The organism is Ensifer adhaerens (assembly GCF_013283195.1).
Taxonomy (GTDB): Bacteria; Pseudomonadota; Alphaproteobacteria; order Rhizobiales; family Rhizobiaceae; genus Ensifer; species Ensifer adhaerens_G.
This window is the reverse complement of the sequence record NZ_JABEKT010000001.1, coordinates 2,675,142-2,695,163: the sequence shown is the minus strand read 5'-3', so window position 1 is coordinate 2,695,163 and position 20,022 is coordinate 2,675,142. Positions and strand designations below refer to the sequence as shown.

Here is a 20,022-nt window from a genome sequence, read left to right as displayed (position 1 = left end):
TTCGACGCATGCGGTCGCTTTAGCCCGCAAACTTGACACAGATCAACGTTTCGGGCGGGCAAATCGGGCAAAACAGCGTTCAATACGCGATATATTCGGGGATTTCCCACACCATGCAGCCTCAATCCGCCACAAACGCCCCCATCGTCGAACGCCACGAGGCCGAGGCGGTCAACGCGGCGCATGTGCGCAAGCCACTCTACGAAAAGCGCAAGAAGATCTTCCCGAAGCGCGCCGAGGGACGATTCCGCCAGTTCAAATGGCTGGTGATGCTGGTGACGCTCGGTATCTACTATCTGACGCCCTGGATCCGCTGGGACCGCGGCGAACATGCCCCCGACCAGGCGGTGCTCGTCGATATCGCTGCCCGCCGGTTCTACTTCTTCTTCATCGAGATCTGGCCGCAGGAATTCTTCTTCGTCGCCGGACTTCTTGTCATGGCGGGCTTCGGCCTCTTCCTGGTGACATCGGCCGTCGGGCGCGCCTGGTGCGGCTATACCTGTCCGCAAACGGTCTGGGTCGATCTGTTCCTCGTTGTCGAGCGCTATATCGAGGGCGACCGCAACGCCCGCATGAAGCTCGACGCCGGGCCGTGGACAATGGCCAAGATCACCAAGCGGGTGACGAAACATTCGATCTGGATCCTGATCGGTATCGCCACCGGCGGCGCGTGGATCTTCTACTTTGCCGATGCGCCTGCATTGCTGAAGAGCTTCGTCTCGCTGGAAGCGCCTGCCGTCGCCTATATGACCGTCGCTATCCTGACGGCCACGACCTATGTCTTCGGCGGGCTGATGCGCGAGCAGGTCTGCACCTATATGTGCCCGTGGCCGCGTATCCAGGCGGCCATGCTCGATGAAAACTCGCTCGTCGTCACCTATAACGACTGGCGCGGCGAACCGCGCTCGCGCCACCAGAAGAAGGCGGCAGCCGCAGGCGAGAGCGTCGGCGATTGCGTCGATTGCAATGCCTGTGTGGTCGTCTGTCCGATGGGCATCGACATCCGCGACGGCCAGCAGCTCGAATGCATCACCTGCGCGCTCTGCATCGACGCCTGCGACAACGTCATGGACAAGCTCGGTCGCGAGCGCGGGCTGATCGCTTATGCGACGCTCAGCGACTATGCCTCCAACATGGCGCTTGCCACCAATGGCGGCACGACGGCAATCGAGCCTGCCCGGGTGCGCGATGCCGACGGCACGTTCGTCGACAAGGTCAAGCATTTCAACTGGAAGATCGTCTTCCGGCCACGCGTGCTGGTCTATCTCGGTGTGTGGACGCTTGTCGGCATCGGCCTGCTCTATGCGCTGCTTGCGCGTGACCGACTCGAACTCAACGTCCTGCACGATCGCAACCCGCAATTCGTGCTCGAATCGGATGGATCGGTTCGCAATGGCTACATGGTCAAGCTCTTGAACATGATCCCCGAACAGCGCACGATCACGCTCACCATCGACGGCATGCCTTCGGCGATGATGCGCATCGCCGGCCACGCTCCGGGCGACGGCCGCAGCTTTGCCGTCGGCGTCGATCCGGACAAGGTGACGGCGCTGAAGGTGTTCGTAACCGTGCCGAAAGAAAAACTCGGCGAAGCGGAAGACGGCTTCAGCCTGATCGTGGAGGATCCGTCGAGCCATGAACGCGACGTCTACAAGGCCAACTTCAACACACCGGGAGCCGCGAAATGACCGCTGACCAAGGCAGGCAACCCCGCGTCTTCACCGGATGGCACATGCTCGGCGTGATGGTGCTGTTCTTCGGCACCATCATCACCGTCAACCTGATCATGGCCTGGAACGCCAGCCATAGCTGGAGCGGGCTGGTGGTGCAGAACACCTATGTCGCCAGCCAGCAGTTCAACGGCAAGGTCAAGGAGGCGCGCGCCTTTGCGGCAAGCGGCCTGGACGGCAAGCTGAGCCTTGAGCCGGGCGCCGTGCGTTACACGCTGACGCGCCAGGGCAAGGCCGAAACCTCGGCTGACAAAGTGGTCGCCGTGTTCAAGCGTCCGGTCGAGGAGCACGAGGACGTGCGGGTCGAGATGGCGCATCAGGGCGAGGGCATCTTCGTCGCCGCGACCGATCTGAAACGCGGCCAGTGGATCGCCGATATCACCGCGACGTCAGGCGACAAAGTCGTCTACCGCCAGGCCATTCGCTTCATCGCGCCGGGAGAGCGCCCATGAGCTGCTGTGCTGCCGGCGCCGAGACCGCGCTGGAGATCGACAGATCAGGGGAGGGACTGCCCAGCTCCGAAGAGCTGTGGCTGACCAGCCGGGCGCTTGGCGGTGGCCTGCGCCAGACGGACCTCAGCGTGCCCGGCATCCACTGCGGCGCCTGCATCACCACGATCGAATCCGCGCTGAAGATCCGGCCGGAGGTTGAGCGCGCTCGCGTCAACCTTTCCTCGCGCCGGGTATCGGTCGTCTGGAAGGAAGACGTTGCCGGCACGCGTACCGATCCGCGCGAACTGGCGCGCGCGATCCGCGAGCGCGGTTACGAGACGCATCTGTTTGCCCCCGGTGAGGAAGACGGCGACACGCATCTGAAACAGCTGGTGCGGGCCGTGGCCGTCGCCGGTTTCGCCTCGACCAACATCATGCTGCTCTCGGTCTCGGTCTGGTCCGGTGCCGAGGCTGCAACACGCGATCTCTTTCATTGGATTTCGGCGCTGATCGCCGCGCCGACCCTGATCTATGCCGGCCGGTTCTTCTATTCCTCCGCCTGGAACGCGCTGAAGCACGGCCGCACCAACATGGACGTGCCGATCGCGCTGGCGATCACGCTGTCCTACGGCATCTCGCTCTACGAGACGATCACCCACGGCACCCATGCCTGGTTCGACGGCACGGTGATGCTCCTGTTCTTCCTGCTCATCGGCCGCACGCTCGACCACATGATGCGCGGCCGCGCCCGCTCGGCGATCAGCAGCCTGGCGCGCCTGTCGCCCCGTGGCGCGATGGTTGTCGATGCCGATGGCTCTCGCGAGTATCGGCCGGTCGACGAGATCAAGCCGGGCGAACGGCTGGCGATTGCGGCCGGCGAACGCATCCCTGTTGATGGAAGGATCCTCGTCGGCTCGAGCGACCTCGACCGGTCGATCGTCAACGGCGAAAGCGCGCCGGCGCCTGTCCATATCGGCGACACCGTCGAGGCCGGTACGCTGAACCTGACCGGGCCATTGACGATTGAGGCGACGGCCGCTGCCCGCGATTCGCTGCTGGCCGAGATCATGGGGTTGATGGAGGCCGCCGAAGGGGGAAGGGCGCGTTACCGCCGTATCGCCGATCGCGCTGCGCAATACTATTCGCCGGCGGTGCATCTGCTGGCGTTCCTAAGTTTTACCGGCTGGATGTTCATCGATGGCGATTTCCATCATGCCATGCTGGTGGCCGTCGCCGTCCTGATCATCACCTGCCCCTGCGCCCTCGGGCTGGCGGTGCCGGTGGTGCAGGTGATTGCCGCAGGCCGGCTCTTCCAGAACGGCGTCATGGTCAAGGATGGCTCCGCCATGGAGCGGCTTGCGGAGATCGACACGATACTGTTCGACAAGACCGGTACGCTGACGGCGGGCGAACCGCGCCTGACCAATGGCGCCGAGATCAAGCCGACGGTGCTTGCGACTGCCGCCGGCCTTGCCGTGCATTCGCGCCACCCGCTGGCCATGGCCATCCATGACGCGGCGCCGATCGCGCCGGTTCTTTCCGGCGATATCCGCGAGATCCCGGGTGCAGGCATCGAGGCGCAGACGGCCGAAGGCCTCTATCGCCTCGGCAGTCGCGCCTTTGCCTGCGGCGACGCCGGCGAGGCGAGCGGCCAGTCGGAGGTGATCCTGTCGCTCGACGGACGCGAGCTTGCCTGCTTCCGCTTCGAAGACCGGCTGCGGCCACTGGCGCGTGAAAGCGTCGACAAGCTGACCCGCCTGGGGTTTGCGACCGGCGTTCTCTCCGGTGACCGTGAACCTGTTGTCGCGGCACTTGCCCGCAGGCTGGGTATTATCAGCTGGCGTTCGGAACTGTCGCCGCGCGGCAAGGTCGAGGAATGCGCGGCTGCAGCCGAGGGCGGCCACCGGGTGCTGATGGTCGGCGACGGCATCAACGATGCACCGGCGCTGCGCGCCGCGCATGTGTCGATGGCGCCGGCAACGGCTGCCGATGTCGGCCGTCAGGCCGCGGATTTCGTCTTCCTGCACCAGGGTCTCGACGCCGTGCCGATGGCGATCGACACGTCGCGCCGCGCCGGCCGACTGATCCGGCAGAACTTCGCGCTGGCGATCGGTTACAACATCATCGCCGTTCCGATCGCCATCATGGGTTATGCGACGCCGCTGATTGCCGCCGTTGCTATGTCGACCTCGTCGGTGATCGTGGTTGCCAATGCGCTGCGGCTGCGTGCAGCCAGCGTCAAGAAGACCGAGGCCGCCGAAAGGTCGGCGCCGACACCGCTGGACGCGATTGGGACCACCTCATGAACACGCTGATCTATCTCATTCCGATCGCATTGTTCTTAGGGGGCCTCGGTCTCGTCGCCTTCCTCTGGGCGTTGAAGAGCGGCCAGTACGAAGACCTTGAAGGCGCCTCCTGGCGCGTGCTCGACGATGGCGACGGAAAGCCCGAAAAGGAGTGATTTTCTCAAGAATCGCTTGTCGTTAATCGATTTGAATGCCAAAACAGCCTCCGCCGTCGCATCTCGCGTCCGCCCCTTTCCCGAGGGGCAATGCGAGCGCGCGAAGTTCAATTCGAGGAGCCGGCTCCCACGCGTTTATCCCGATCGCGTCCGGCTCTGCTGTCCAATGGAGGCAATCACGTGTCAAAGGCGGAAATCGGCCTTATCGGTCTCGGCGTCATGGGCTCGAACCTGGCGCTCAACATCGCTGAAAAAGGCAACAAGATCGCGGTCTTCAACCGCACCGTCGAGGCGACGCATAAATTCTACGCGGAAGCCGGCGAACTTCAGGGCCAGATCGTGCCCTGCGACACCATCGAAGAGTTCGTTGCCGCTATCCGCCCGCCGCGCCCGATCATCATCATGATCAAGGCCGGCGAGCCGGTCGACCAGCAGATGAAGATCCTTGAGCCGTACCTGGCCAAGGGCGACATCATGATCGATGCCGGCAACGCCAACTTCCGCGACACGATGCGCCGCTTCGACGCGCTCAAGGATTCGGGCCTCACCTTCATCGGCATGGGTGTTTCCGGCGGTGAAGAGGGTGCGCGTCACGGCCCGTCGATTATGGTCGGCGGCACGGAAGACTCCTACAAGCGCGTCGAGACGGTGTTGACCTCGATTGCCGCCAAGTACGACAACGACCCGTGTGTCGCCTGGCTCGGCGAAAACGGCGCCGGCCACTTCGTCAAGACCATCCATAACGGTATCGAATATGCCGACATGCAGATGATCGCCGAAATCTACGGCATCCTGCGTGATGGCCTGAAGATGACGGCCGGCGAAATCGGCGACGTCTTCGGCGCCTGGAACAAGGGCCGCCTGAATTCCTACCTGATCGAGATCACCGAGAAGGTGCTGAAGGCAGCCGATCCCTTGACCGGCAAGCCGATCGTCGACCTGATCCTCGACAAGGCCGGCCAGAAGGGCACCGGCAAGTGGTCGGTGATCGAAGCGCAGAACATGGGCGTTCCGGCGACCGCGATCGAAGCGGCCGTTGCCGCGCGCAGCATCTCGTCCGCCAAGGAAGAGCGCGAAGCCGCCGAGAAGATCCTCGGCCTGCCGCCGGTTGGCGAGTTCAAGGTTGCCGACAAGGCCGCCTTCATCAAGGACCTGGAGAACGCGCTGCTGGCCGCCAAGATCGGCGCCTATGCGCAGGGCTTCGCTGTTATGTCCGCGGCCTCGAAGGAGTTCAACTGGTCGCTGCCGATGCCGACGATTGCCAAGATCTGGCGCGCCGGCTGCATCATCCGCTCGCAGTTCCTGGATGAAATCACCACCGCCTTCACCAAGGCGCCGGATGCGGCCAATCTGATCGTCACGCCCGCCTTTGCCGCAATGGTCAAGGAAACAGATGGAGCGCTTCGTCGCGTCGTTTCGGCTGCAGTGCTTGGCGGCCTGCCGGCACCGGCGCTCGCTTCGGCTCTCGGCTATTTCGACAGCTACCGCCGCGGCCGCGGCACGGCCAACGTGATCCAGGCCCAGCGCGACTTCTTCGGCGCCCACGGCTTCGACCGCGTCGACGGTGCCGACGCCCATCATGGTCCGTGGGGCAGCGGCCTCAACGCCTGATCGGCGAGCGAGGTCTTGATCTTGCGTTTCGAACGGGGCGGCCTTGGCCGCCCCGTTTCGTTTTGATCCGCAGAGCGGCCTTGCAGCACGCATCGTTCTAAAGGTTGGTTAGTCTTTTCTCGAGGCTGTTCGTGCCTACTCCCGTATTTGTCGCCTCATTTCAGTACATCCCGGCGTATCGCATTGGGATTTACGGTCATTTTGTCGTCTATGTCAGAATTAACCCGGTATTTTTGAAGATTGACATAAGCTAAAACGCGCGGGCACTCTGCGGCGATTGTCATGTGCGGGGGAGCGACCGCTATGCATCTGCTGTCCAGGTTGAAATGCGGTGCTTTCACCCTGTTATGCGTCCTTGGCAGTCCGTTATCGGCGGCCGCACAGAACTGCAACGGCGGCGGTTTGAGTTATCTCGGCAATATTCGGGACGGGTCGAACTCGGTATGGCTCTCGGGTACGCCGGCGGGTTCGTTCAGCCTGGAGTCTGCTCAGGGCAACCAGACGGTTGATACGTGGTCAAAGTCCCGGCGTGGTCTTCACCTTTCCGTCTCGCCCTTCGTTTCCCAGGGAAACGGCGGTACACACAAGCTTTATGATGTCAGCGATGGCAAGCCGTGTCTCATCGACACCCAGAACCAGAAGCGCGATTTTACCCTCCCGCCGAATATCAACATGCCGTCCATCGTCATGCCTGGGCGCGTCGTGCCACCAATCGGCAACATCTTTCCTGATTTCGCACCGCCGGCGAGCATCACGCCACCGATCGGCAATCTGCCCAGCGGGGTAACGCCGCCGATCGGCTCGCTTCCCGGTGGGGTGACGCCGCCGATCGGCTCGCTTCCCGGTGGGGTGACGCCACCGATCGGCTCGCTTCCCGGCGGGGTGACGCCGCCTATCGGCTCGCTCCCTGGTGGGGTGACGCCACCGATCGGCTCGCTTCCCGGTGGCGTGACGCCGCCTATCGGTTCACTCCCAGGCGGAGTGACGCCACCCATAGGCTCGCTTCCCGGTGGGGTGGCGCCACCCATCGCGTCGCTTCCGGGGGTGGTTGCGCCTCCGATCGGCTCACTTCCCGGTGGCGTGACGCCACCGATCGGCAGGGTGCCCGGCGGCGTAGCACCGCCGATTGGTTCGCTCCCAGGTGGTGCGACGCCGCCGATAGGATCGCTTCCGGGCGGAGTCAGCCCACCGATCGGTTCGGTCCCTGGCGGTGTCCAGCCCCCTATCGGAACCCTGCCGGGCGGCGTGGCGCCACCCGGTGGCACGCTGCCCGGCGGCGTGCAACCGCCCATCGTCATCGTCCGGTCCGACGGCGGAAATCTGAAGATTGCGACCGACACGCGGGTGTCGGCCCAGCAATCGGCCTATTACTGCATTGATCCGCGATCTCAGCCGCAAACGAGAGACGACGAGCGGATGCAATTGCCAATCTGCTCACGGGAGGTCCTGGCGGAAGCCGCGCGCCAACAGGAGGCCCGCCTCAATCAGGTGCCGTTGACCGAAGGCCGCGATTTTGGCCAGCAGACGCTGTGGAATTTCCGTATGGGCGGCCGTGTCATGGGCATTTCCGACGAGCGTTTCGGCCTCGATATCGATACGACCCTTCGCAATGCGACGTTCGCACTCGATCGGCGCCTGAATGACGATGTCGTGGTCGGTATGACGTTCACAATCGAGGCAAGCGAAAGCGACGGCTTTGGCGATGACCTGCAGGTGAATACGAACGGCTTCAGCGTCGGGCCATATATCGCGACACGGCTTTCGCCACAGTGGGCCCTGGACAGCTCTCTCACCTATGGCCGCTACGACAATGATCTGGAGCTGAGCATACTGGATGGCAGTTTCACGTCGGAACGTTATTCCGCCGAGTTGAACCTTCACGGTCAGTACAAATGGGACGAATACTTCGTACGCCCGAAGGTGACGGCTTCCTTCTCGCATATCGCCAATGACGCCTATAGCCTGACCGGCGATATCTTCAGCTTGCCGATCGACGTCGCGCTGCCGGGCGAAAGCTTCAACTACGGCTATATCGAAGCAACGACCGAGGTCAGTCGTTTCTTCGAAGCGCCGGGCGGCACGCCATTTCTGGCGTTTGCCGAAGTCGGCGCAAAATACGAGTACGAGCGACCGAATGATGGGCAGATTCTCACCGGCGACCTGTCGCTTGCCACGCCATCGCCCTGGTCCTTCTCTCTGCGGTCGGGCGTTCGAATGTTGATTACCAATGCGCTGCAACTGGAAGCGAGCGCCGGTTACCTGAGCTTTGGCCAGGCCAATCTCGACGTGTGGGATTGCAAGCTCGATCTGTCAGTCAGCTTCTAGAGCGTTGCCGCTTTGGACTTAGACGCAGAACGCTCCAGCGGCTTGCTTTTACACATTTCCTGACGGAAAACCGCTTCGCACTTTTCCGTCAGGAAATACTCCAAGTGGGGGCAGGGGCCCGTGGTGGAGCTCGGCTGGTGCTGCCCACAGCGCCGAAGTGCGGGGTGCCGGTGACATGCAGCCCTACGGGCACGAGGAGCATATCGATGGCCACAGTGATCCTGTTTCATTCCATCCGCGGGCTGCGTGCGCTCGAGCGCGATGCTGCCGCGCGGCTAAGGGCCTTGGGCCACTCTGTCATCACGCCCGATCTCTTCGGCGGCCAGGTGGTCGGCTCGGTCGACGAGGGCTTCGCGCTCAAGGATGCGATCGGTTGGCGCGGACTATGCGAGCGGGCAGAAGCGGCGGTCGCCGGGCAGCCGGTATCGGCGGTGCTTGGCGGTTTCTCCTTCGGCGCTGCCATTGCCTCGCATCTCTGGGAAAGGCGGCCGCAAACATCGGGCGTTCTGCTGCTGCACAGCATCGTCGGGATCCCCGAGAACGCCCGTGACGGTGTGCCGGTGCAGTTGCACCTGGCCGATCCGGATATCTACGAGCCGGCCGAGGATGTCGCCGAATGGCTGGCGCTGGCCGGGCGTTCGGCGATCGCGTTGGAAGATTTCACCTATCCCGGGGCCGGACATCTCTACACGGATGCATCGCTGCCGGATTACGATGCCGAGGCAACTCGTCTGACCTGGAGCCGTGTCGAGCGGTTTTTGGCCGGCCTCTAGGGCCGAGACCTTATTCGGCCGGGCGCCGCTTCTCGTATCGCACGTCGCCGTTCGCCATCGTGTCGACGTGGATCCAGCCGTGCTTCTGGTAGAACCCGTTGGCTCGGATACCGTCGTGGCCGTCGGTCTCGAGCCAGATTGTCTCATGAGTGCGGAAGAGAGCGGTTTCCGCCTCCTGCAACAGCAACCGTGCAAGTCCAAGCCCTTCGAAGTCCGGGCTGACGAAGAGCGCGAAGACGGAGCCGTCCTCGTCGTCGATCGAGGAGAATGCGGCGGGGATGCCGTCAACCTCGGCGATCCAGATGCCGGCATCGGCCGCCAGCATCTCGATCAGTGTCTCGGGCGTGATGCCCATGTCGGACAGTTGTTCGCGCGAGAGGTGGTTCTGGACGACGCTGGTGCGGATGTCGAAGATCGGCTCCACGTCCTCGGCTCTGGCTTTTCTCACGACGATGTTCATATTTGCGGACCCTCATTTTCAAGCAAGGGGTCGTCTAGCGCCCGGAAGTCGGTGCGTCTACAGGTTGCCGTTTGCGGACGGAAACCGCCCGGCGATGGTGCCGCAAATGTCACAGGCGCGAAGCCCGGTACCGAGCTGCTACCGCTTGATCGATACGGGAACGGCGGATTGGACCTCCGGCTGGCTGAGGCTCTGCAGTGTTTCGGAGGGCTGGCCGTCGATATGGCCGATCACCGCCTTGGCGAGTTCGCGCCCGGCAACGCGGATGTCCTCGTACATGGTCACCACTTCCGGCCGGAGCCAGCGCAGAAAGTCGCTCGGCACCTTGGAGACCATGTCGGCATCCTTGCCGAGCGTCTTTTGGGCGGCTTCCAGCCCAGCGATCAGCGCGATCGCGCCCGAGCCACTGCCCGACACGATACCGTCGGGCGCATCGTCCGAGCGCATCAGCGTTTCGAAGGCGTCGCGGATCTCGACCAGCGTGTGGTCGATGTTGATGTGGTGGAAACTGACCGCATCCGCATGGAAGTCGCGAAGTCCGCGCTCGAAGCCGGCACGCATATGGGAATAGAAGGTCAGGTGCGGCGGCGGCTCCAGCAGCACCAGGCGCTTTCTGCCGCGCTCTACCAGCTCACGCACCGCCTCATAGGCAAAACGCTCATTGTCAAAGTCGTGATAGGGGTGGACGACGCCCATCTCGGTGCGGCCATGGGTGACGAAGGGCAGGCCGCGTTCCGTCAGAAGGGCGACGCGCGGATCGTGCGGTTCCGTGCGCGAGATGATGACGCCATCGGCAGCCCCGGTGTCGAGGATATAGCGGATTGGCGCCAGCGCATCCTTGGTGGCGCTATAGGGCGTCACGACGAGATGATAGGGCGTGCCGGCAAGCACCTCGGTGATGCCGACGACCATGGGGCTGGTAATGCCCATGATCTCTTCTTCCAGTGTCAGCACCAGGCTGATGACATTCGTCTTGCCGGTTCTGAGCCTCACGCCGGCGCGGTTCGGCTGGTAGCCGATCTGCTTGGCGACGAGGCGTACACGCTCCTTGGTTTCCGCGCCGATATCGGGTGCATCCTTCAGGGCGCGAGAAACGGTGGTGATGCCGAGCCCGGTCATGAAGGCGATCGTCTTCAACGTCGGCCTGCTGCCATCCGGCGGCGTCAGCGGTCTGTTCTTCGTCTTGCTGTCCATCGCCGTACCCACGCCCGCCCTTGCCGTTGCCGTCGGCTTCCACCCAGCCGGTGCGAAACCCGTTCGGCCAGTTTGCTCCCGCCGTCCCGTTCCGCGTCACTTCATCGCCTTATATACGAATTGTGACGCGGAGCTATCCTGCTTCGGGAAGGCGACCTTCTCATAAATCTGTAACGATACAGTAGATCTGTCGAGCAATTTTGTTGCTGCGCTGCGGCAGATGAAACACTCTGGTTGAGTTGCGTCTGCGAGATCGAGCATTTCGCGCTTGCGAGACGTTGCTTGTAGCATGATGACTGAAGATCAACGCAAATATCAAGAATATCAGCCGGATAGCGGTCGATTTTATCGGTTATTCGCTCGCCTGAGTGCCGAATCTCACCATCGTCGGGCCTCTCGAATTGCCTCTTTGGGTTGCATATAAAGTTTCTGTTTAAATTCATTGGGGTGGGAGTTGCGGACCGGGAACGTTTCCTCTAAGTTTTTTACGGTAACGTTACAGTGAGGGAGGAGACTCATGAATTTACGTTCTTTCGCGGCCGCTTTGGCGGTGACGGTGGCGCTGCCGCTCGGTGCGGCAAGTGCTGCCGATCTTGAAGTAACCCATTGGTGGACATCGGGCGGCGAGGCGGCTGCGGTAGCCGAGCTCGCAAAGGCTTTCGACGCGACCGGCAATCATTGGGTTGATGGTGCGATTGCCGGCGCCGGCAGCACGGCGCGGCCGATCATGGTCAGCCGCATTACCGGTGGCGACCCGATGGCAGCCACGCAGTTCAACCATGGTCGCCAGGCCGAGGAGCTTGTCGAGGCCGGGCTGATGCGCGACCTTACCGATGTCGCGACCAGGGAGAAATGGAAGGACATCATCAAGCCGGCAAGCCTGCTCGATTCCTGCACCATCGATGGCAAGATCTATTGCGCTCCGGTCAACATCCACTCCTGGCAGTGGCTCTGGTTGTCGAACGCCGCATTCAAGCAGGCTGGTGTCGATGTGCCGAAGAACTGGGACGAGTTCGTCGCAGCAGCACCGGCACTCGAAAAGGCCGGCATCGTGCCACTCGCCGTTGGCGGACAGGCGTGGCAGGCAGCCGGTGCCTTCGACGTGCTGATGGTGGCGATCGCCGGCAAGGATACGTTCCAGAAGGTCTTTGGCGACAAGGACGAGGAAGTGGCCGCCGGTCCCGAAATCGCCAAGGTCTTCAAGGCTGCTGACGATGCGCGCCGGATGTCGAAGGGCACCAATGTCCAGGATTGGAACCAGGCGACGAACATGGTCATCACCGGCAAGGCCGGCGGCCAGATCATGGGCGACTGGGCGCAGGGCGAATTCCAGCTTGCCGGCCAGAAGGCCGGGACGGACTACACCTGCCTGCCGGGTCTCGGCGTCAACGAAGTCATCTCGACCGGTGGCGATGCCTTCTACTTCCCGCTCCTGAAGGACGAGGAAAAGTCGAAGGCCCAGGAAGTGCTGGCATCGACGCTTCTGAACCCGGCGACGCAGGTTGCGTTCAACCTGAAGAAGGGCTCGTTGCCGGTGCGCGGCGACGTCGACCTCACTGCTGCCAACGACTGCATGAAGAAGGGCCTGGACATTCTTGCCAAGGGCAACGTGATCCAGGGCACGGACCAGCTTCTGTCGGCCGACAGCCAGAAACAGAAGGAAGACCTGTTCTCGGAGTTCTTCGCCAATGCGTCGATGACGCCGGAAGACGCGCAGAAGCGCTTCACCGACATCATCGCCTCGGCGGAGTGACGGATCAGCCCTGACCTCCCGGTCCCGCGCAGATGCGGGCCGGCGGAGGTCTCCCGTTCGGCGTGGCGCAAGCCGTGCCGTCGGTCCGTGTCGACCGTTTTCGACACGGACCGGGAAGGGCTGTCAACGTGATGAGGCGGCTATCCGAGGGGGCTTTGCCCTCGCGCTACCGGCTGCCCGTCATCCGATGCAGATTGCAGTTCCGGAGGAACGAAACATGGCGGGTCACACACGCGGTTCGGGGCGACCGAACCAGTGGTTGCGGAACCTGAATGCGAAATTTGCCTCCGTCCCCATGATCCTGACGGCCGTGGTCATCTTCCTCGGCGGCACGATCTGGACGGTCGTCTATTCCTTCACCAATTCCAAGCTCTTGCCGCGGCTCTCGTTCGTCGGCCTCGATCAGTACGAGCGGCTCTGGGCGGCACCGCGCTGGCTCATGTCGGTCCAGAACCTGGTTATCTACGGGTTCTTCTCGCTGGTTTTCAGCCTCGTCATTGGCTTCGTGCTTGCGGCGCTGATGGATCAGAAGATCCGTTTCGAAAACACCTTCCGCACGATCATGCTCTATCCCTTCGCGCTGTCCTTCATCGTGACGGGCCTCGTGTGGCAGTGGCTGCTCAACCCGGAATTCGGCATCCAGTCGGTGGTGCGTTCGCTCGGCTGGACGAGCTTTGCCTTCGATCCGCTCTACAATTCCAACATCGTCATCTACGGCATCCTGATTGCTGCACTCTGGCAGGGTACCGGGCTCGTCATGTGCCTGATGCTCGCCGGCTTGCGTGGTATCGACGAGGATATCTGGAAGGCGACCCGCGTCGACGGAATCCCGATGTGGAAGACCTATCTGCTGGTGATCATCCCGATGATGCGCGGCGTCTTCATCACCACGCTGGTGATCATCGCGAGCGGGATCGTCAAGGTCTACGATCTCGTGGTGGCGCAGACGAGCGGCGGCCCGGGCATCGCCTCGGAAGTGCCGGCCAAATACGTCTACGACTACATGTTCCAGGCGCAGAATCTCGGCCAGGGCTTTGCCGCCTCGACCATGATGCTCGTGACTGTCGCCATCATCATCGTGCCCTGGGCCTATCTCGAATTTGGGGGAGGGCGCAAGCGTGCCTGAGATCGTCGCTTTCAACACCATCGACGCGGGCATCGAGCCCGAAGCGGAAAAAGTCCAGGCACGTGCGACCCAGGCCGGTCCTCGGGGCAAAAAGCCGCGCCGGGCGCTTTCGGGCCGCAACATCATGATCTACGGCACCCTGATCGTCATGGCGCTCTACTATCTGCTGCCGCTCTACGTCATGGTCATGACGTCGCTTAAGGGCATGCCGGAAATCCGCCTTGGCAACATCTTTGCCCCGCCGCTCGAGATCACCTTCGAGCCCTGGGTCAAAGCCTGGTCGAGCGCCTGCACCGGGCTTAACTGCGACGGGCTCTCGCGCGGCTTCTGGAATTCCGTCCGCATCACCGTTCCCTCGACCATCGTGTCTATCGCGATCGCCTCGATCAACGGTTATGCGCTGGCCAACTGGCGCTTCAAGGGTGCCGACCTGTTCTTCACCATCCTGATCGTCGGTGCCTTCATCCCCTATCAGGTGATGATCTATCCGATCGTCATCGTGCTGCGCGAGCTTGGCGTTTACGGTTCCCTGACCGGGTTGATCATCGTGCACACGATCTTCGGCATGCCGATCCTGACGCTTCTGTTCCGCAACTATTTCGCCGGGCTGCCCGAGGAACTGTTCAAGGCGGCGCGCGTCGACGGTGCGGGCTTCTGGACCATCTATTTCCGCATCATGCTGCCGATGTCGATGCCGATCTTCGTCGTCGCCATGATCCTGCAAGTGACCGGTATCTGGAACGACTTCCTGTTCGGCGTCGTGTTCACGCGGCCGGAATACTACCCGATGACCGTGCAGCTCAACAACATCGTCAACTCGGTGCAGGGCGTGAAGGAATACAACGTCAACATGGCGGCAACGATCCTGACCGGCGCCGTTCCGCTTTTCGTCTACTTCGTCTCCGGGCGGCTTTTTGTCCGCGGCATCGCCGCCGGCGCAGTGAAAGGGTAAGGGCATGGAAAACGTCAGCGTATCGGTCAAGGATCTGTCGTTGAGCTTCGGTGCCGTCACTGTGCTCGACACGCTCAACCTCGACATCAAGGACGGCGAATTCCTGGTGCTGCTCGGTTCGTCGGGCTGCGGCAAGTCGACCTTGCTCAACTGCATCGCCGGCCTGCTCGATGTCAGCGACGGCCAGATCTTCATCAAGAACAAGAACGTCACCTGGGAGGAGCCGAAGGACCGCGGCATCGGCATGGTGTTCCAGTCCTATGCGCTCTATCCGCAGATGTCGGTGGAGAAGAACCTCTCCTTCGGCCTCCAGGTCGCCAAGGTGGAAAAGACCGAGATCGACCGGCGCATCAGCCGCGCCGCGGAGATCCTGCAGATCCAGCCGCTGTTGAAGCGCAAGCCCGCGGAACTTTCCGGCGGCCAGCGCCAGCGCGTGGCGATCGGCCGGGCGCTGGTGCGCGATGTCGACGTGTTCCTGTTCGACGAGCCGCTCTCCAACCTCGACGCCAAGCTGCGTTCGGAACTGCGTGTGGAAATCAAGCGGCTGCACCAGTCGCTGAAGAACACGATGATCTACGTCACCCACGACCAGATCGAGGCGCTGACGCTTGCCGACCGCATCGCCGTCATGAAAAGCGGTGTCATCCAGCAGCTCGCAGATCCGATGACGATCTACAACGCGCCGGAAAACCTGTTCGTCGCCGGCTTCATCGGTTCGCCTTCGATGAACTTCTTCCGCGGCGAACTTCAGTTGAGGGATGGGCGGGCATTCGTGCATGCCAATGGCGTCGATTTCGACGTCTCTGCCTATCCGTCGCGTGGGCCCTTCAAGGCAGGGCAGAAGGTCGTTCTCGGCGTCAGGCCCGAGCATGTGCGCGTCGACGAGGCGTCGAGCGGTGAGCCGTCGCATCAGGCTGTCGTCGATATCGAGGAGCCGATGGGCGCCGACAATCTGCTCTGGCTGAAGCTTGCCGGCCAGTCGATGTCGGTGCGCATCGCCGGCCAGCGGCGCTACAAGCCGCGAACGGCGGTCACGCTGTCCTTCGACATGGCGGTCGCCTCGCTCTTCGACGCGGGCAACGAAAACCGTTTGTAAACAACGAGGAAGCGCGCCGGCTTCCATCACCCGGCGCGTTTCGACACACTGGCATGCCGGCACCGTCGCCGGGGATCAACGGAATATGGAAATGCTCTCAGAGGACCTGAACCGAACCGCCGTCCACCTCGACCTTTCAGGCGACTGGCAGCTCACTGCCAGCGACCGAAGCCATGTCGTCCCGATGGTGCTGCCGGGCGACGTGCACACGGCGCTGCAGAAGGCCGGCATCATCAATGACCCCTATGTCGGCCGCAACGAAGACGACGTGCAGTGGGTGGCGCACAAGGACTGGGTGATCGAGCGATCGGTGTCGATCGATGCCGGCGATCTCGGCGGCTACTGGTATCTCGACCTCGACTGCATCGACACGGTTGCCTCCGTCTTCGTCAACGACCTGATGGTGCTCGAAGCCGACAATTGCTTCCGCCGCCATCGACCGGATGTGTCGCGCGCGCTGGTAGCTGGCGAAAATCGTATCCGCATCGTGCTTCCGTCCTCGATAGCTGAGGGGGCGAGACGGCAGGCGGCCCAACCTTTTTATGTTCCCTATCACCCTGGCAACTCGCCGATCGCCAACGGCAACATGCTGCGCAAGCCCCAGTGCCACTTCGGCTGGGACTGGAACATCGCGATCGCGCCGCTCGGCATCTACGGCACGCTGGCGCTGCGGCGTCTGGAGATCGCCCGCATCGAGCATGTGACGACAAAACAGATCTGGCTCGACGACGGTTCGGTCGATCTGCTCGTGACCGTCACGCTTTTTGCCGACGGCCCGGGAATCCTGCCCGTTCATTTCTCGCTCGACGACCAGAGGGAGCGGCTCGACTGTGCCGTCGGCACTGGTGAGACCCGCGTCACCCATGTCTTCACCGTCACAGAGCCGAAGCGCTGGTGGCCGGCCGGCAGCGGCGAGCAGGCCCTTTCGCTGCTGACTGTCGAGGTGCCGCAGGAGCAGGTGAGCCGTCAGATCGGTTTCCGCACCATCGAGCTCCTGACCGACAAGGACGAGGCGGGCAGTCGCTTTGCCTTCCGAGTCAACGGCCGCGAGATCTTCTGCCGTGGTGCTAACTGGATCCCCGCCGATGCGCTGATGTCGCGGGTGACACCTGATGGTGTCGAGGATCTGCTGACCTCGGCGGTCGACGCCAACATGAACATGATCCGTGTGTGGGGGGGCGGCTTCTACGAACCGGATTGGTTCTACGACCTTTGCGATCGGCTCGGCCTGATGGTCTGGCAGGACTTCATGTTCGCCTGCAACCTCTATCCCTCGACGCCAGATTTTCTCGACAATGTCGCCGCCGAAGTCGACTACCAGGTCAAACGACTGTCGTCCCATCCGTCGATCGCACTCTGGTGCGGCGACAACGAGTTGGTCGGCGCGCTCACCTGGTTCGACGAGCCGCGAAAGGATCGCGACCGTTATCTGGTCTCCTATGACCGCCTGAACCGCACGGTGGAAGTGGCGTTGAAGGGCGCGCTGCCGGAGGCGATCTGGTGGCCCTCAAGCCCTGCCTCGGGCTATCTCGATTTCGGCGATGCCTGGCACTCGGACGGCTCCGGCGACATGCACTACTGGTCGGTCTGGCACGAGAACAAGTCGTTCGACAATTACCGCTCGGTGCGGCCGCGCTTCTGCTCGGAGTTCGGATTCCAGTCCTATACGTCGATGCCGGTCATTCGCCAGTTCGCGGCCGAGAAGGATCTCAACATCGCGTCGCCGGTCATCGAAAGCCACCAGAAGAATGTGGGCGGCAACGAACGCATCGCCGGCACGATGTTCCGCTATTTTCGCTTCCCCAAGGATTTCCCGGCTTTCGTCTATTTGAGCCAGATCCAGCAGGGCCTGGCGATCCGCACGGCCGTCGATTACTGGCGCTCGCTGAAGCCCCATTGCATGGGCACGCTTTACTGGCAGCTCAACGACACCTGGCCGGTCGCCTCCTGGTCAAGCCTCGACTACGGCGGCAGCTGGAAGGCGATGCACTATATGGTGCGCCGCTTCTTCCAGCCGGTAGCCGTCGCCGCCATTCCTTCCAAGGACGGCAAGGAAATCGCCTTCTCGATGGTCAACGATACGGCCGAGCCGGTGACTGTGGAACTGCAGGCCTTCGTCGTCACGCTTGACGGCAAGCGCGAGCCGCTGATGGCGGCGGCCGGCACCTGCCCACCGGACCGGGCGGCGACCCTGGTGAGCATTGCGGCGCGCGACATTCCCGCAAACGCACTGTTGTTCTGGTCCTTCGAGGCGTCGAACGGCATGCGCGGCGAGGGGCATCACGTGCTCGGCACCTACAAGGCGCTTGATCTTCAGCCTTCCAGGCTGACGCTCGCCGTTGTGCCGGCGGATGGCGGTGCTTTCGACGTTTCAGTCACGGCCGCCGGCTTGGCGCTGCATGTGATGATAGAGGCCGATGTCGCCGGGCGCTATTCCGACAATGCCTTCGATCTCATCGCCGGTGAGACGAAGGTCATCCGCTTCACGCCGAAGACATCGCTTGGCGCCGGCACTCTGCCGCACTTTGCCGTCTTCGATCTCGAATCCTGCCAGGGAAAGGGGTGAGCCGTTATGAAACGCAGCCACGTCAACGACATTATCGCCCGCAGCGATGCCTTCATGCGCAGCTTCGGCTTCACGCTTCCACCCTTTGCCTACTGGAAGCCGGAGGAGTTGAAGGCGCGCGTCGCGTCCGATTGCCCTGCCATCTACGATGCCCGTCTTGGCTGGGACATTACCGACTACGGCAAGGGCCGTTTCGACGAGTTCGGCCTCGTGCTCTTCACACTGCGCAATGGCGATGCCTCGAACCTGAGAACGGGGCAGGGCATGGTCTATGCCGAAAAGCTGATGATCACCCTGAACGGCCAGGTCAATCCGCTGCATCGCCACGCCATCAAGACCGAGGACATCATCAACCGCGGCGGCGGCACGCTGGTGCTGCAGATGTACAATTCGCGCCCTGACGGCACCGTCGACGAGGAAAGCGATGTCGAGGTCGCGACCGATGCGCGGCTGCGGCGGCTGAAAGCCGGCGATCTCCTGAAGCTGCTTCCCGGCGAGAGCGTGACGCTTCTGCCCGGCAACTGGCACGCCTTCTGGGCGGAGGACGGAGACGTGTTGATGGGCGAGGTTTCGACCGTCAACGACGACCTCACGGACAATTACTTCCGCGAACCCGTCGGTCGCTTCTCGGCGATCGAGGAAGACGCATCCCCCGTCCATCTGCTGGTGTCTGACTATGACGCCTGGCTCAGGGCGAGATGACAACAAGGGCGGGAAGTCCCTGTCCCGCTCCCACCGATCAGACCGATCACGATGATTTCCCGAGGAGGATCTTTGATGAAAGACGTCAGTTTCCAGCTCTATAGCGCCCGCAACTTCCCGCCCTTTGCCAACGTGCTGAAGGCGGTTGGCGAAGCAGGCTACAGCCAGGTCGAAGGCTACGGTGCGCTCTATGCGGCGCTCAGTGATGCCGAGATCGCCAGTTTCAAGGACGGTCTCGACGAGAATGGCCTTGAAATGCCGACCGCGCATTTCGGCCTGGACATGCTGGAGAGTGATCCGGCGCGGGTGCTCGAAATCGCAAAGGCACTCGGGATCCGCGCAATCTACTGCCCCTATCTCCCGCCGGAGCACCGCCCGACGGATGCCGCCGGCTGGCGCGCATTCGGCGAGCGCCTGCAGGCGGCCGGCAAGCCTTACCGCGATGCCGGCCTGATCTTCGGCTGGCACAACCATGACTTCGAATTCTTCGCCTTGCCCGATGGCAGCATTCCGCAGGACCTGATCTTTGCGGGCGGGCCGGATCTCTCCTGGGAGGCGGACATCGCCTGGATCATCCGCGGCGGCGCCGATCCGATCGCCTGGATCAAGAAATACGCAGACCGGATCACGGCCGTGCACGTGAAGGACATCGCGCCGACGGGTGAGAAGAAGGACGAGGACGGTTGGGCCGACGTCGGCGAAGGTACGGTCGACTGGAAGGGTCTGTTCCAGGCGCTTTCCGGCACCAAGGCGCGCTACTTCATCGCCGAGCACGACAATCCGAGCGACTTCCAGCGTTTTGCCAAGTGCTCGCTCGCCTCCATCCAATCCTATTGAGAAAC

At 62.6% G+C, this 20,022-nt stretch carries 16 protein-coding genes; 14 read left to right on the top strand and 2 right to left on the bottom strand.

The annotated features are described in order from the left end of the window. Window positions 1-113 precede the first annotated feature (113 nt). The 7 genes from ccoG to LPJGGPFB_RS12755 all read left to right on the top strand — a co-directional run bounded on the left by ccoG (window position 114) and on the right by LPJGGPFB_RS12755 (window position 9,331). Entirely contained in the window at window positions 114-1,688 is a 1,575-nt protein-coding gene (gene ccoG / locus LPJGGPFB_RS12785; RefSeq protein ID WP_173420246.1) for a cytochrome c oxidase accessory protein CcoG, read from the top strand. Continuing rightward, on the top strand, window positions 1,685-2,182 hold the full coding sequence (locus LPJGGPFB_RS12780) for a FixH family protein (RefSeq protein WP_173420245.1): 498 nt from the start codon (window positions 1,685-1,687) through the stop codon (window positions 2,180-2,182). The genes ccoG and LPJGGPFB_RS12780 overlap by 4 nt, the downstream gene beginning before the upstream one ends. Next, a complete protein-coding gene (locus LPJGGPFB_RS12775; RefSeq protein ID WP_173420244.1) occupies window positions 2,179-4,467 on the top strand; it encodes a cation-translocating P-type ATPase in 2,289 nt (762 codons plus the stop codon). The genes LPJGGPFB_RS12780 and LPJGGPFB_RS12775 overlap by 4 nt, the downstream gene beginning before the upstream one ends. After that, window positions 4,464-4,622: a cbb3-type cytochrome oxidase assembly protein CcoS gene (gene ccoS / locus LPJGGPFB_RS12770; RefSeq protein WP_077503804.1), complete on the top strand. Its 159-nt coding sequence runs from the start codon at window positions 4,464-4,466 to the stop codon at window positions 4,620-4,622. The genes LPJGGPFB_RS12775 and ccoS overlap by 4 nt, the downstream gene beginning before the upstream one ends. 180 nt (window positions 4,623-4,802) lie before the next feature. Then, window positions 4,803-6,233: an NADP-dependent phosphogluconate dehydrogenase gene (gndA, locus tag LPJGGPFB_RS12765; protein ID WP_173420243.1), complete on the top strand. Its 1,431-nt coding sequence runs from the start codon at window positions 4,803-4,805 to the stop codon at window positions 6,231-6,233. A gap of 402 nt (window positions 6,234-6,635) precedes the next feature. Next, entirely contained in the window at window positions 6,636-8,558 is a 1,923-nt protein-coding gene (locus LPJGGPFB_RS12760) for an autotransporter outer membrane beta-barrel domain-containing protein (protein ID WP_173420242.1), read from the top strand. Between the two features lie 206 nt (window positions 8,559-8,764). Then, window positions 8,765-9,331, top strand: coding sequence for a dienelactone hydrolase family protein (locus LPJGGPFB_RS12755; RefSeq protein WP_173420241.1), 567 nt, complete (start codon window positions 8,765-8,767; stop codon window positions 9,329-9,331). Window positions 9,332-9,341: 10 nt separating this feature from the next. Here the strand turns inward: LPJGGPFB_RS12755 and LPJGGPFB_RS12750 are convergent, their stop codons facing one another. Both LPJGGPFB_RS12750 and LPJGGPFB_RS12745 read right to left on the bottom strand, forming a co-directional pair. Beyond that, entirely contained in the window at window positions 9,342-9,779 is a 438-nt protein-coding gene (locus tag LPJGGPFB_RS12750) for a GNAT family N-acetyltransferase (RefSeq protein WP_345791012.1), read from the bottom strand. Between the two features lie 150 nt (window positions 9,780-9,929). Further along, on the bottom strand, window positions 9,930-10,985 hold the full coding sequence (locus LPJGGPFB_RS12745; RefSeq protein ID WP_173420239.1) for a LacI family transcriptional regulator: 1,056 nt from the start codon (window positions 10,983-10,985) through the stop codon (window positions 9,930-9,932). 517 nt (window positions 10,986-11,502) lie between these two features. Here LPJGGPFB_RS12745 and LPJGGPFB_RS12740 point away from each other — a divergent pair. The 7 genes from LPJGGPFB_RS12740 (at window position 11,503) to LPJGGPFB_RS12710 (ending at window position 20,017) form a co-directional block, all read left to right on the top strand. Next, window positions 11,503-12,738 (top strand): ABC transporter substrate-binding protein, encoded by a 1,236-nt coding sequence (locus tag LPJGGPFB_RS12740; RefSeq protein ID WP_173420238.1) that lies wholly within the window; start codon window positions 11,503-11,505, stop codon window positions 12,736-12,738. 217 nt (window positions 12,739-12,955) lie between these two features. After that, a complete protein-coding gene (locus LPJGGPFB_RS12735) occupies window positions 12,956-13,864 on the top strand; it encodes a carbohydrate ABC transporter permease (RefSeq protein ID WP_173420237.1) in 909 nt (302 codons plus the stop codon). Between the two features lie 124 nt (window positions 13,865-13,988). Further along, on the top strand, window positions 13,989-14,816 hold the full coding sequence (locus tag LPJGGPFB_RS12730) for a carbohydrate ABC transporter permease (protein WP_234902892.1): 828 nt from the start codon (window positions 13,989-13,991) through the stop codon (window positions 14,814-14,816). 4 nt (window positions 14,817-14,820) lie between these two features. Further along, window positions 14,821-15,912, top strand: coding sequence for an ABC transporter ATP-binding protein (locus LPJGGPFB_RS12725; RefSeq protein WP_173420236.1), 1,092 nt, complete (start codon window positions 14,821-14,823; stop codon window positions 15,910-15,912). A 91-nt stretch (window positions 15,913-16,003) separates the two neighbouring features. Next, window positions 16,004-18,478: a beta-mannosidase gene (locus tag LPJGGPFB_RS12720; RefSeq protein ID WP_173420235.1), complete on the top strand. Its 2,475-nt coding sequence runs from the start codon at window positions 16,004-16,006 to the stop codon at window positions 18,476-18,478. Window positions 18,479-18,484: 6 nt separating this feature from the next. Continuing rightward, window positions 18,485-19,180 (top strand): D-lyxose/D-mannose family sugar isomerase, encoded by a 696-nt coding sequence (locus tag LPJGGPFB_RS12715; protein ID WP_173420234.1) that lies wholly within the window; start codon window positions 18,485-18,487, stop codon window positions 19,178-19,180. Between the two features lie 75 nt (window positions 19,181-19,255). Further along, window positions 19,256-20,017 carry a sugar phosphate isomerase/epimerase family protein gene (locus tag LPJGGPFB_RS12710; protein ID WP_173420233.1) on the top strand — a complete coding sequence of 254 codons (762 nt, stop codon included), beginning with the start codon at window positions 19,256-19,258 and terminating at the stop codon, window positions 20,015-20,017. Window positions 20,018-20,022: the final 5 nt, after the last annotated feature.

Excerpts from the sequence above, each read along its gene's own strand:
- ccoG (WP_173420246.1), top strand. The coding sequence starts at position 114 with ATGCAGCCTCAATCCGCCACAAACGCCCCCATCGTCGAACGCCACGAG.
- LPJGGPFB_RS12780 (WP_173420245.1), top strand. The coding sequence starts at position 1,685 with ATGACCGCTGACCAAGGCAGGCAACCCCGCGTCTTCACCGGATGGCAC.
- LPJGGPFB_RS12775 (WP_173420244.1), top strand. The coding sequence starts at position 2,179 with ATGAGCTGCTGTGCTGCCGGCGCCGAGACCGCGCTGGAGATCGACAGA.
- ccoS (WP_077503804.1), top strand. The coding sequence starts at position 4,464 with ATGAACACGCTGATCTATCTCATTCCGATCGCATTGTTCTTAGGGGGC.
- LPJGGPFB_RS12755 (WP_173420241.1), top strand. The coding sequence starts at position 8,765 with ATGGCCACAGTGATCCTGTTTCATTCCATCCGCGGGCTGCGTGCGCTC.
- LPJGGPFB_RS12745 (WP_173420239.1), bottom strand. The coding sequence starts at position 10,985 with ATGGACAGCAAGACGAAGAACAGACCGCTGACGCCGCCGGATGGCAGC.
- LPJGGPFB_RS12740 (WP_173420238.1), top strand. The coding sequence starts at position 11,503 with ATGAATTTACGTTCTTTCGCGGCCGCTTTGGCGGTGACGGTGGCGCTG.
- LPJGGPFB_RS12735 (WP_173420237.1), top strand. The coding sequence starts at position 12,956 with ATGGCGGGTCACACACGCGGTTCGGGGCGACCGAACCAGTGGTTGCGG.
- LPJGGPFB_RS12730 (WP_234902892.1), top strand. The coding sequence starts at position 13,989 with ATGATCTACGGCACCCTGATCGTCATGGCGCTCTACTATCTGCTGCCG.
- LPJGGPFB_RS12725 (WP_173420236.1), top strand. The coding sequence starts at position 14,821 with ATGGAAAACGTCAGCGTATCGGTCAAGGATCTGTCGTTGAGCTTCGGT.
- LPJGGPFB_RS12720 (WP_173420235.1), top strand. The coding sequence starts at position 16,004 with ATGCTCTCAGAGGACCTGAACCGAACCGCCGTCCACCTCGACCTTTCA.
- LPJGGPFB_RS12715 (WP_173420234.1), top strand. The coding sequence starts at position 18,485 with ATGAAACGCAGCCACGTCAACGACATTATCGCCCGCAGCGATGCCTTC.
- LPJGGPFB_RS12710 (WP_173420233.1), top strand. The coding sequence starts at position 19,256 with ATGAAAGACGTCAGTTTCCAGCTCTATAGCGCCCGCAACTTCCCGCCC.